Here is an 11,404-nt window from a genome sequence, read left to right as displayed (position 1 = left end):
GGATCAAATCAACACGATAACCATGGAGGGTTGCTGTAATGGCGATTGTTCTGACCAAGAAGAAGCGGGTTGCAACGCCCCCGACGGCACCGGACCTCTCGGGCCTCGCGATGCTGTCCCCGGAGCTCGCCGAGATCGCCGAGTTGATCGACAAGGTGGGTGATCTGCAGGAAGAAGCCGCACCGATCATGGAGCGGATCAAGAAGGACACCGAGAAGCTGAAGCCCTACAAGGCAGCCATGAAGGAGCTGCAGACAAAGGTGGACGCGCTCGAAAACGATCCCGACGACACCGTTGAGCAGGACGCCGCCAAGTTCCGCATGGAAGCCGGGACCAAGGGCACAAGCCGGTCGATCAAGAGCATCGAGAAGGCGAAGAAGCATCTGGGCGTCAAGACGTTCATGCAGCTGGCCACCATCAAGCTGACGGACCTCGACAAGTACCTGACCCCGCCGCAGCTGGAGGAGGTTCTGGCCTCCGAACGCTCCTCGCGGACCATCAAGCTGTTCCGCAGGGAGGAGGCATGACCTACCAGCTCCTGCTCCAGTTTGGCGCGGAGAACGCCGAGGGCGGTGAGCAGGTGCGTGATGCGATCCTCGAATTTCTCAACGGCAGCGGGGTGGAGGTGCTTCATGCAAGCCCCCTGCAGGAGGCACCCTCTCAGATCGTGATCCATACCGATGGCGGCTGCGACCGGAACAAGGGTGGCCTGGGAGCGTGGGCGTATACCGCGCACCTCCCGACCGGTGAGTACAAGGAAGAGGCCGGCCACGAGTTCGACACCACCAACAACCGGATGGAGTTGACCGCAGCAATCCGGGCTCTGGAGAGCGTGGAGATCGGCGTCCCCATCGAGCTGTTCTCTGACAGCGAGTATCTGGTCAAGGGGGTCACCGTGTGGAGCCGCAATTGGGTCCGCAACGGGTGGAAGACCGCAGCAGGCAAGGCCGTGATCAATCAAGACCTCTGGGAAGAGCTGCTGAAGCTCTATCAGGTTCACGAGGTGACGTTCCACTGGTTGAAGGGGCACGCCGGCAACGAGTTCAACGAGCGCTGCGACACACTTTGTACTGAGGCCATGAACGCGGCTCACAAGGAGTCTCTGCTGACCGCGCCGCCCATCGCACCGGAAGCGGTTGGCCCTCTGTGAAGACGGATCGTCTCGTCAAGCTCCTGAAGATGCTGAACGCAAAGGTGCCGATTGCCCAGCAGAGGGCCGGCTGGTTCGTGTCCTCGTGCCCTCTAGCCCCATGGACGCACGACGGCGGCACCGACAAGAACCCGGCCTTCGCAGTGAAGAAGGAAGGGGGAGACGCCTTCTGCAACTGCTTCGCCTGCGGCTTCCACGGCAAACTGTCCGCCCTGGTGCTGGAGGTGCGGCACCGCAACGCGACCCAGCAGGAGCTGACCGTCAATTGGGGTGACGCCCTGACCATCATCGAAGACGCGGAGGCCGAGGATTATCTGAACCTCGACAGCCCCACCATTGAGGACATGCTGTTCGGCGAGAAGGCGACCCTGCACGAGTTCCCGGACTGGTGGATCGAGAGCTTTCCCCCGGTCGAGAGTGTTCCCTTCGCGAGGGACTACCTTGCCGAGCGGGGCGTGTCCTTGGAGGTGGCCAAGGCGCTCGACCTGCGCACCGACACCAAACAGCAGCGGGTCTGCTTCCCCGTTCGGGACTTCTATGGTCGTCTGGTCGGGTTGCACGGTCGGGCCATCAAGCCGGAGGTGGACCCCCGCTATCGCATGTATCTGCAGGCGGGAAGGAACAACCCCATCGTCTGGCTCGGGGAGAGCTGGGTGAACCTCGACAAGCCCATCGTGGTGGTCGAAGGCCCCATGGACCTGGCCAGCGTCTACCGGGTGTACCGGAATGTCGTGAGCCCCCTTTTCGTGAACCCCTCAATGGACAAGCTCATGCGCATGGCGGACGCCCTGGAGTGGGTGACCCTGTACGACCGGGGGAAGGGCGGCGACATAGGCCGGGAGAAGGTCTCGCGAACCCTTCGGAAAGACCACGTGCTTGTCCACTTGACGCCGCCTGAAGGGGCGAAAGACCCCGGTGAATGCACGGTGGATCAGTTGGTGGACCTGCTCTCTCCGCACCTGCTCCTCGACCCTTTCGTGGGGGTTGAGAAATCGTGAAATTAATTGCACAATTTTGTTGACCAAGGGCGACTAATCGCTATCCTTAAATCAGACCCTGGAGGTCTGCTGGGAAAACTTGGAAACCAAAGGAACCCCTTGCTATGGCACTGAAATTCGCGAAGAAAGTCTCCTCGAAGACTTCGGGCTCGACCTCCGACAAGAGCGTCGATAACCAATCCCCTCCCAAGAAGAAATCCTCGTCTTCAGCCGCTGGCTGGATGAAGAAGGGTGCAGCTGCGCAGGAAGCGCTCGCGAACGAAGAGGCTCAGGCCGAACTTCGTAAGGCCGAGGCCGGCAAGCTCTGGCGGTTCTGGATGCCTGAAGGTGAAGAGCGGCAGATTACCTTCCTCGACGGCAAGCTCGACGACTCCGGCATGCTCGACATTCTGATGTTCTACGAGCACCGCATTCGCGTGAACGGCAACTGGTCGGAATTTGTCTGTACCGCCGAGGCCGATCAGAGCCAGCCTTGCCCGATCTGCGAGAGCGGGGCACGGTCGTCTCTCTGCGGTGTCATGACGATCATCGATCACACCGAACACACGATCAAGAACGGCCCGAACAAGGGCAAGACGATCAAGAACACGCGGAAGCTCTTCGTGGCCAAGCGGCAGACCATCATCCAGCTTACGACGCTGGCGAAGAAGCGCGGCGGGCTCGTCGGCTGCACCTTCGATGTCTACCGCACCGGGGAGAACTCTGCCGGCGTCGGTAGCCAGTTCGACTTCCAGCATAAGTTCGCGACCCGTCAGGAGATCAAGGACCACTACGAGATCGAGGACGAGGACGGCGTTCTGCCGGCGGACTACAACGAGGAGATCGTGTACCGCTCTCCCGAAGAGCTGCTTGAACTCGGTGTTGGCAAGGCCCAGACCGGCGTCGGGTACAGCGGGGGCACTGGCTCCAAGAAGAACCTATCGGACGAGCTCTAGCTCCCGATTTGTGCAATTAATTGCAAATTTCCTGCGGTCCCCATTTGCAGGAAATGTGAGAGGCAGTCGTCGTCCCCCGCCCAAACCTCGTGCGGCTGCCTCTCGCTTCTTTCTTTCGGAGACACCGATGGCGTTGCTTTCTGAACTGAAACGCACGGATAAGCCCCTGTCCACCGGGGCGACCGCTGTCTATTCGTGGAAGCCCTTCTTCGAGAAGAAGTACCGTTTCACGTCTCGCTTCGGTGATGAGGTGGAGTTGTTCCGGCGCGAAGGGAACGTTGTTCACCTGCCGCGCGCCCTGTGTCCCGTGAGCAGCAACGACAATCGGGCCGATGGCGAGTTCATCGAGTTCCCGAATACTCCGGAGCCTCGCCCGAACCAAGTCAGCGTTTTCAAGGCCACCCGGAAGTTCCTGCTGAAGGGCGAGAGCGGGCTGGTTTCCGCGTACACGGGCTGGGGCAAGACTGTCCTCGGTTACTACGCCGCTGCCATCACGCAGCGCAAGACGCTCGTCATCACCACCAAGGACGACATCTACCAGCAGTGGATCGACGGTGCGTGTGGCCGGGTCTCTTCAACGAACCCCAACGGCACGAACTTCCTCGGCCTGGACCCGATTGATGTGGGCGAGATCAGGGGTGACAAGTGCGAGGTCGTCGGGACCAAATTCGTAGTGGCGATGATCCACTCCCTGTCCAAGGACGGGAAGTATCCCGACTGGATCACGGAAGACTTCGGGCTGGTGATCTTCGACGAGTGTCACCGGGTTCCCGCCGACCAGTTTCAGACTGTCGTGGACATGTTTCCGGCGAAGCTGCGTCTGGGTCTGTCCGCATCGATAGACCGCTCTGACGGCAAGGAGCAGCTGGTATACGCCCACATCGGGCCTGTCCGGGCGCGCACCGAAGCCGAGCTCATGGTTCCGAAGGTGCTGCGCTTCACCTCCAATTGGAATTGCCCGCGCGTCCTTCGGGAGAATGAGGAGACCGGCGAGAAAGAGGTTATCCGGCTGCCGCACCAGCCGGGCAAGACCACGCACCTGGAGAAGATGCTGGCGGCGGACCCTGAACGGAATTACCTGCTGGCGGAGCTGACGAACAGCGCTTTCGAGAAGGGGCGAAAGCTCGTCGTGTTCTCGACGCTTCACGACCACCTGCGGTCGATCCACCGGCTGTGCTCCAAGGAGTTCAAGATCAGCGGGCGCAACATGGGGTTCTACCTCGGTGCGACCACCAAGGCCGACAAGGAGCACCGTGAGCGGGAGAAGGTGAAGCCGATCCTGTTCACCACCTACGCAATGATGGGTGAGGGGACCAGTATCGATTGGCTGGACACCTGCATTCTCGCGATGCCGAGGGCCGCGCCGCTTCAGGCGGTGGGTCGCATCAGGCGGGAGTACCCGGACAAGAAGGAGCCCGTAGTGATGGACGTCATCGATGCGGACAGCCCTGTGTTCCTTGCCTACAGTAACAGTAGGGCAAAGTGGTACAGCTCCATCGGAGCAGAAGTCAAAGACATGCTATAGACGCGCAAGGAGGCGAAGATGGCACTGACAATCACGAAGAAGAAGGGCAAGGCTACGGTAAGCTCTGCCACCAAGAACAAGGGCGAGGTCATCAGCGAAGACGCCACGGAAGAGATCGTTGATCTGCCGGACGAGACGGCAGCTTCTGAAGGGTCTTCCGGCCCGTGGTGTGAGGTGGGCACTGAGATGTCGTACACGCACAACCTCGGAAACTACCAGTCGGCTCGCCTTCAGGTCAGTCTCAAGGTTCCCTGCCTGCATTCCGAGGTCGATCAGGTGTTCGACTTCGCCAAGGAATGGACCGACCAGAAGCTGCAGGGGATGGTTGCGGAACTCTCGGAGGAGTAGTCCCGCGTTCAGTATGCAATTAATTGCACAGGAGTGAAACGCATGCTGAACGACCGCCGTTGCGGCAAGTTCGAGATCGCAGTCGAAGTCATCAATGACGTGCCAGAGGTTGTCTACGCCATCATGGCGCAGACGATCATCATCCGGGCGGAGGCCATGCTTGCTTCCGACGTCATCGACTACACCGCGATCTCGGAGCATTTCGAGGAGGTTCCTGCTGGCAGTGAGGTGCCGTCCTACGACGTCATCTACGACGCAGAGACCGAGACGATCACCTGGGTGAAGCAGGAGTAGGTCGTGGCCGTTACGATCAAGAAAGTACAGAAGAACACCGTCACAGCCGCCTCGTTGCTCAAACAGTTCCAGAAGGACATGGGCGACGGGGCCGGCAGTTACGGCAGCCATTGGGTCAACGCTGACCGCATCCCGACGGGCATGTTCGAGTTGGACCTGGCGTTGTCCGGCGGGTTCCCGCGCGGCAAGGTCTCCATGATCTTCGGGCCGGAAAGCTCGAACAAGACGAACATCGCTCTGCTGGCCATCGCACAACACCAGAAGCTCTGGCCTGAGCTCACATGCGTCTTTGTCGATCTGGAGAACGAGTACAACGCGCCGTGGGCGAAAAGCCTCGGAGTGGACACGGACAAGCTAATTCTGCTGAAGCCGGCCTACGCTGAGCAGGCCGTTGATATGGTCGAGGCCATGCTGCTGGCCGATGACGTTGGCCTCGTCGTGCTGGACAGCCTTGCCGCCCTCGTGGGCACAGCAGAGCTGGACAAGAGCGCCGAGGGGGAGACCCCCGGTGCGGCGGGTCGCATATCCGGCAAACTCTACAGGAAGACGATTGCCGCCTTCGTGGAGGCCGAGAAGAGGGGGCGCTATCCCTCGCTCTTCTACATCAACCAGATCACCTACAAGATCGGCGTGATGTTCGGGAACCCCGAGACCACGCCCGGCGGCAAGAAGCCGTGGTTCCAGTCGGCGATTGTCCTGCGGGTCTACGGCAACAACATCATCGACAGCAAGATTTCGAAGGTGATGCCTGTCCGCAAGGAGGTGAGCTTCGTCATCAAGAAGTTCAAGGTTCCGATCCTGGCAGCGAGCGGCAAGTTCGAGATGGCGACGCAGCCCCATGGCGGTCTGGAGATCGGTCAGTGCGACGACGCCAACACGATCAAGGGCTATCTCGAAAGCTTCGGCGAATGGTTTGCCGCCGACAAGAAGGGCTGGAGCATCTTCGGGGAGCATTACGCCACCCAGAAGGCGTGGAAGGAGCGCTTCTATAGCGAGCCGGCTTACGCGAACAAGGTCCGGGGGCACGTCATCAAGACGATGATGGCCGGGGGCGAGATCGACGATGATGGGGGCTCTGATGAATAACCCCTACCTAAAGCGGAAGCAGAAGCACTCTATCGGCAAGGCGGGCAGGGCCTCGGAACAACGCCTTTCCCGCCAGCTGGGTGGTCGCGCGCGGCCAGCCTCCGGGGCGATGGAGGGTGCCAAGGGGGACATCGACCTCGGCAGCGTCCTGATGGAGGCGAAGAGCACCACAGGGCTGTCCATGGGCCTCAAGCGGGACTGGCTCCTGAAGATTGCCCACGAGGCGCGTTCCGAAGGCAAGAACCCCGCGCTGGCGATCTCCTTCGTCACACCCGACGGGAGGCCGATCCTCGACGGTGAGTGGGTGGCGGTGCCTCGGCACGTTTGGGAGGGTCACCTGAAATGAAGTGGATCGCTGCCGCGAAGGCGCTGCCCCAGAACCTCGGGAATGCGCCAGCTCCCGTCCCCCTCGGGTCCGGTGCTGCTGTGCTTCTGCCGGCCCCGCACGACGTGCCCGTGGGGCTTGCTCTCGATGCCCTTGAGGCGAACGGCATCGTGGTGGAGAGCGTAACCCAGACCACACAGTACCTCCCCGGCGGTCTGGCTCTCGACATCAACATGACGGTCATTGCCGACCCTGCGTTAGGTCTTCAGGCTTCTACTGACCTACAGAAATGGATATTCGGGAAGGCCAAGGGCTCATGGTAGTTTTTCTGAAGAAAGCCAAGGAGCTGGTCCCGAAGAAGACTGCGAAGTTCTTCCTCCACCAGCATCTGAGCGGCTTTGAGAAGGCCCGGCCTCTGGCCCTCGTCCACGCGTCTGAGCTGACCCGCCCCGGTGGGTTCTGCCCACGGTATTACGCGCTGCACGACGTCACCGGGCAGAAGCCCAAGGATCAGTGGCTCTCGGCCTCCGAGCGCATGACCTTCCAGATCGGTCGCGATCAGGAGAAGAACATCGTGCTCTGGTTTGCCGATATGGGGAGGGCGGTCTGTCACTGGAAGTGCGTCGCGTGTGGTTCCGTGCACGAGTTCTGTCTGCGTCCCGAGAAGTGCAAGGTTTGCGGCACCCGTAAGTTTGATCCGAAGGAGGTGCGCTTCACCAGCACCAAGACCGGGGCGTCGTGCGGCGTGGACATGCTCCTGGCGCTTGGAGGCCCACGCCTGATCCCCCACGAGATCAAGACGATGGACAAGGATCAGTTCAAGGCGCTGCAGGCCCCGCTGGCGGAGCACAAGTGGCGCACCAATCTGTATCTGCGGATCATCGCCGAGAGCGACTACCCCTTCGCCTCCCAGATCGAAACCAGCCACGGCTATATCCTCTACACCACCAAGGGCGGCTACGGATGCGCTGACCCCGAGGTGAAGAAGTGGGGCCTGTCCGACAACTTCAGCCCGTTCAAGGAGTTCGAGATCGAGCGGAAGGATGCGGACACGAAAGACCTCGCCAAGTCGGCCAAGGTGGTCAAGGATTTCCGTGACGGGAAGGTCGGGATGCCCTGCGGCATCTGCTCATCGGCCATGAGCAAGCGGGCCGCCGGCTGCGCGGTGCGCAAGGCGTGTTTCAGCGGAGACTACCCCCCGGAGTACGACTGGAAGAACAATGGCAAGTGAACAGGACAAGGAGAAGACGGTGCAAAAGGCGCTCGTCTCTATGGGTATCGATCCCTCTGCCACGGCCACCGGGCTTGTGGTGCTGCGCGAAAATGGCACCACGACACCGGACCTTCTGCTTGAGGATGAGATCAAAACGGGAAGCATGCGCGGCGTTGAACGCACCCGGCACATCGTCGAGCGGATCATGACCACCCTGCACGAGGTCAAGCCCGACCGCATCGTCGTTGAAGGCTACTCCCTCGGCAAGAACCCGAACGCCACCATCCCGCTCGTGGAGCTGGGCGGCTTGCTTCGGTTCATGCTCGTGCTGGACGGCTTCAAATGGTACGACCCGCGCGCCTCGGAGCTGAAGAAGTTCGTCACCGGCAAGGGTGGCTCCCCGAAAGAGCAGGTGATGATGTACGTGCTCAAACGCTGGGGACACACCGCCAGCAGCAACAATACGGCGGACGCCTACGGCCTTGCGGCCATGGGGCTTGCCGTATCGAACCGGCTCCCCGGCATCACGAAGGAGATGCGCATGGTGGTCGGAAAACTCTCGATCAATTGCAATTAATTGCATCAGGGAATTGAAATTAATTGCACAACTGTTAGTGTCGATGGGTCAAATTACCAACGCTGCCACGGAGGGCTTCTGTTGGTCTGGAACCCAAGCAAGGAGTAAGTCGCATGAGCGCAGCAAGCCTGAGCCTCCTGAAGGGCGGCAAGAAGACTGCCGTGGAAGAAGAGCTGGACACCACTGCCGAGCAGGCCGAGGAGACCGCGCAGGAAGAAGAGACTGAAGAGGTCGAAGAGGCTTCCGTCGAAGTCGATGGCATGAGCAGCAAGGAGCTGGATGCCCTGGTCGAAGAGTTCGGCGTTGAGACCCCGGCGGAATGGTCCGGCTGGGACGCGGACGCAAAGCGCGTCTGGCTGAAGGAACAGTTCGACGATGGTTCCTCCGAAGAAGAGGAGAAGCCCGAGCCCGAGCCCGAGCCGGAAGCCGAGAAGGCCCCTGCGAAGAAGCCTGCCGCCAAGAAAGCGCCGGCAAAGAAGCCTGCTGCTAAGAAGGCCCCGGCCAAGACTGAGGACGCCAAGACGGAGGCCGCGCCCAAGGCCGCGAAGAAGCCGGCCAGCAAGGCCCCTGCGAAGTCCACCAGCAAGAGCGGCGAAGTCTCGAAGCCGGGTGACGACGCCCTTGTCGATTTGATCCACGAGATCGAGACGATGAAGGAGAAGGAAGCCCGCAGCCTCGTCACCGAGCTGTCCGAGCAGACCGAGTTCACCTTCTTCAAGCTGGGCGGCGTCCTGTCGGTCATTCAGGCCAACGGCTGGTACGAGCCCTATGCGTCCTTCCGCGAGTTCGTGGAAAACGAGCACGGCCTGCACTACCGCAAGGCAACCTATTGGGTCGGCATCTACAACAACCTCTCCGAGAGCAAGGTTCCGTGGTCGAAGGTGTCGCACCTTGGCTGGACCAAGCTCAAGGAGATTGCCGGCGTCATCACGCTCGACAACGTTGACCAGTGGGTGAAGGTGGCCGAGGGCCAGACGACGCTCCAGCTCATCGAGACGGTCAAGGCGCATCTGTCGAAGGACACGCCCAAGGGGATCGAGGATCAGACCTCGAAGACCGTGACCACGAAGACCTTCAAGGTCCACGAGGAGCAGAAGCAGGTCATCGAAGCGGCTCTCGAAAAGGCCAAGTCGGAGTCCGGGACTGCCGTGGATACGGTGGCCCTGGAGTACATCTGCGGAGACTACCTGTCCTCCCAGACGATGGCCCAGCGCCTGAAGAGCCTGGGTATCGAGGCAGCTCTGGAAGCTTTGGAAAAGGCTTATCCGAACGCCGCGATCAACGTCGAGCTCACCGAAGGCGAGGAAGACGAGGCCGCGTGACTTACGGCACCTCCGGGTGCCTTGGCCGATGGCGGGCTGGTGCACTTCCATGCGCTGGCCCCCCAAGAGTTCTTCGTTGATCTGGCCGGGGCTGATGGGGACGTTAGCGCGCTGAGCGTAGTAAGCACCGACGGCATGTCATCCGCCCTGTCGTTCGTAGAGCCGAGCACCGAGCTGTCTGACATGATGAAACACATGGTCAGCGAGATGAACAAGATGGCCCTTGATCTGAAGGGGATCGGGAAATCCCTCAAAGACGCCGTGGACGATCTGAAGAACCAGAAATGAGCCTGCCAGAGCCCTGGCGGGCTCTTATACGTTCTGGGCGGTAGTGTTCGCCTGCACTTTGACCACACCGCCCTTGTGCTGGCAGACGGGGCACCGGATTGACCGGTCGATGGTCTCGTCCCCCACGAACCGAAATTCCGGCCCGAGCCGTTCCATCAGGAGGTCGAGGTCGAGCGCCCCGAAGTATTCGCACTGCGGGTTGCCACAGTAGGCCGTTAGGCCCATCCCGAGCTTCTTCAGCTTCCAGAGGGTGTCCACCTTGAGTGGGTACGTGATGACGTAATTCGAGAGATCGATCATGCCCGCAAACATACCGTTTGCCCTCTCGACCGGCAACGCAACGATTTCTGTGAAATTAATTGCATTTTTCTCTGTACGCCACGGCCCCATTTGGTAGACTGAGGTCATAGGGAATTACCCGATCTCACCGTGCCAAGGAGGGCAAGAGATATGCAGAAAATGACCAATCGTTATGAAGAGGCGGCAGCCGAAGTTGAAGCCCAGATCGCTGTCCTTGAGGATCGCGCCGACCGCTGGGCCAAGCACCCCACTCTTTGCTCGCGCGTTCCCGGCGTTCGTGCCCAGATCGCAGACTTGAAGGCCAAGCCGCTCGACCATTGGAGGGCAACCGGCAAATGGGCACAGGAGCTTTGGGGCTGACCCCAAGGCTCTCGCCACAGACAAGAATGCTGCAAGGAGGCAGACCGAGATGAACACCCAGATCGAAAACCTGAAAGCGGCACTCCCGAGGGTGCCTGCTCGCCAGCAAGACTTCGCCGGCTCCCTGATCCATCAGTTCGAGCGCAAGGGCGATCTCTCCAACAAGCAGTGGTATTGGGTCCAGAAGCTGGCCGAGGACGCCGAGTTCGCCGGGGTGCCGGACTTCACCAAGGAGACGGAAACCGTGGGCCAGATGCACGGCCTCATCAAGCTTTTCGAGACCGCCAAAGAGCATCTGAAATACCCGGCTATAGCCCTTCAGCTGCCCGACGGCGGGCCTTACGGCAGCAATGTCTGGTATGGCCGCGTGTCGCCCGATGGTGTCTGGCAGAAGTCCGGGGCCGTCGAAAGCGACCTCGCCATGTCCCGCAAGGTACAGACCCTGCTCAAGGCTCTGTCTGCGGACCCAGCCGGCACTGCCAGCGCCTACGGGAAGCTGACCGGCCATTGCTGCTTCTGCCGCAGGAAGCTCGAAGACGAGAAGAGCACGGCGGTCGGATACGGCCCGGTCTGCGCGAAACATTATAACCTGCCTTACGGGAGCAAAGTCAGCGCCTTCAATTGCAATTAATTGCACAAAGAGCCCTGAGTACGACGATCTGTACGTCAGTGTCGATGGCCGC

At 60.7% G+C, this 11,404-nt stretch carries 17 protein-coding genes; 16 read left to right on the top strand and 1 reads right to left on the bottom strand.

Features of this window, described 5'->3' with window-relative positions; genetic code table 11:
* Positions 1-38 precede the first annotated feature (38 nt).
* The 14 genes from DEJ54_RS18980 (at position 39) to DEJ54_RS18915 (ending at position 10,061) form a co-directional block, all read left to right on the top strand.
* Positions 39-527, top strand: coding sequence for a hypothetical protein (locus DEJ54_RS18980; RefSeq protein WP_113155946.1), 489 nt, complete (start codon positions 39-41; stop codon positions 525-527).
* Positions 524-1,150, top strand: a complete 627-nt coding sequence (gene rnhA, locus DEJ54_RS18975) for a ribonuclease HI (RefSeq protein ID WP_113155945.1) — start codon at positions 524-526, stop codon at positions 1,148-1,150. Before DEJ54_RS18980 ends, rnhA begins: the two co-directional genes overlap by 4 nt.
* Complete coding sequence (locus tag DEJ54_RS18970; RefSeq protein ID WP_113155944.1) at positions 1,147-2,148, top strand: hypothetical protein; 1,002 nt, start codon at positions 1,147-1,149, stop codon at positions 2,146-2,148. Before rnhA ends, DEJ54_RS18970 begins: the two co-directional genes overlap by 4 nt.
* A 104-nt stretch (positions 2,149-2,252) precedes the next feature.
* Positions 2,253-3,083: a hypothetical protein gene (locus DEJ54_RS23285; RefSeq protein ID WP_162742353.1), complete on the top strand. Its 831-nt coding sequence runs from the start codon at positions 2,253-2,255 to the stop codon at positions 3,081-3,083.
* A gap of 127 nt (positions 3,084-3,210) precedes the next feature.
* Entirely contained in the window at positions 3,211-4,608 is a 1,398-nt protein-coding gene (locus DEJ54_RS18960; RefSeq protein ID WP_162742352.1) for a DEAD/DEAH box helicase, read from the top strand.
* Positions 4,609-4,626: 18 nt separating this feature from the next.
* Positions 4,627-4,956, top strand: a complete 330-nt coding sequence (locus tag DEJ54_RS18955; RefSeq protein ID WP_113155941.1) for a hypothetical protein — start codon at positions 4,627-4,629, stop codon at positions 4,954-4,956.
* Between the two features lie 42 nt (positions 4,957-4,998).
* On the top strand, positions 4,999-5,250 hold the full coding sequence (locus DEJ54_RS18950; protein ID WP_113155940.1) for a hypothetical protein: 252 nt from the start codon (positions 4,999-5,001) through the stop codon (positions 5,248-5,250).
* 3 nt (positions 5,251-5,253) lie between these two features.
* A complete protein-coding gene (locus DEJ54_RS18945; RefSeq protein ID WP_113155939.1) occupies positions 5,254-6,336 on the top strand; it encodes an AAA family ATPase in 1,083 nt (360 codons plus the stop codon).
* Positions 6,329-6,682 carry a hypothetical protein gene (locus DEJ54_RS18940; protein WP_162742351.1) on the top strand — a complete coding sequence of 118 codons (354 nt, stop codon included), beginning with the start codon at positions 6,329-6,331 and terminating at the stop codon, positions 6,680-6,682. The genes DEJ54_RS18945 and DEJ54_RS18940 overlap by 8 nt, the downstream gene beginning before the upstream one ends.
* The gene (locus DEJ54_RS18935; protein ID WP_113155937.1) at positions 6,679-6,984 is read left to right on the top strand and encodes a hypothetical protein; all 306 of its coding nucleotides are present in this window, start codon (positions 6,679-6,681) and stop codon (positions 6,982-6,984) included. The genes DEJ54_RS18940 and DEJ54_RS18935 overlap by 4 nt, the downstream gene beginning before the upstream one ends.
* A complete protein-coding gene (locus tag DEJ54_RS18930; RefSeq protein WP_113155936.1) occupies positions 6,978-7,892 on the top strand; it encodes a hypothetical protein in 915 nt (304 codons plus the stop codon). Before DEJ54_RS18935 ends, DEJ54_RS18930 begins: the two co-directional genes overlap by 7 nt.
* Positions 7,882-8,451 (top strand): crossover junction endodeoxyribonuclease RuvC, encoded by a 570-nt coding sequence (locus DEJ54_RS18925; RefSeq protein WP_113155935.1) that lies wholly within the window; start codon positions 7,882-7,884, stop codon positions 8,449-8,451. Before DEJ54_RS18930 ends, DEJ54_RS18925 begins: the two co-directional genes overlap by 11 nt.
* A gap of 113 nt (positions 8,452-8,564) precedes the next feature.
* Complete coding sequence (locus DEJ54_RS18920) at positions 8,565-9,773, top strand: hypothetical protein (RefSeq protein ID WP_113155934.1); 1,209 nt, start codon at positions 8,565-8,567, stop codon at positions 9,771-9,773.
* Between the two features lie 21 nt (positions 9,774-9,794).
* Positions 9,795-10,061, top strand: coding sequence for a hypothetical protein (locus DEJ54_RS18915; RefSeq protein ID WP_113155933.1), 267 nt, complete (start codon positions 9,795-9,797; stop codon positions 10,059-10,061).
* 24 nt (positions 10,062-10,085) lie between these two features.
* Here DEJ54_RS18915 and DEJ54_RS18910 read toward each other — a convergent pair whose 3' ends face one another.
* Entirely contained in the window at positions 10,086-10,469 is a 384-nt protein-coding gene (locus tag DEJ54_RS18910) for a hypothetical protein (protein ID WP_113155932.1), read from the bottom strand.
* Positions 10,470-10,520: 51 nt separating this feature from the next.
* Between DEJ54_RS18910 and DEJ54_RS18905 the strand changes: the two genes are divergently transcribed.
* A complete protein-coding gene (locus DEJ54_RS18905; RefSeq protein WP_162742350.1) occupies positions 10,521-10,721 on the top strand; it encodes a hypothetical protein in 201 nt (66 codons plus the stop codon).
* Positions 10,722-10,770: 49 nt separating this feature from the next.
* Complete coding sequence (locus DEJ54_RS18900) at positions 10,771-11,352, top strand: DUF6011 domain-containing protein (RefSeq protein WP_113155930.1); 582 nt, start codon at positions 10,771-10,773, stop codon at positions 11,350-11,352.
* Positions 11,353-11,404 lie beyond the last annotated feature (52 nt).

It is taken from the genome of Nitratireductor sp. OM-1, assembly GCF_003296175.1.
GTDB lineage: Bacteria > Pseudomonadota > Alphaproteobacteria > Rhizobiales > Rhizobiaceae > Nitratireductor > Nitratireductor aquimarinus.
The sequence above is the reverse complement of the archived record's forward strand: the minus strand, read 5'-3'. Positions and strand labels throughout refer to the sequence as shown.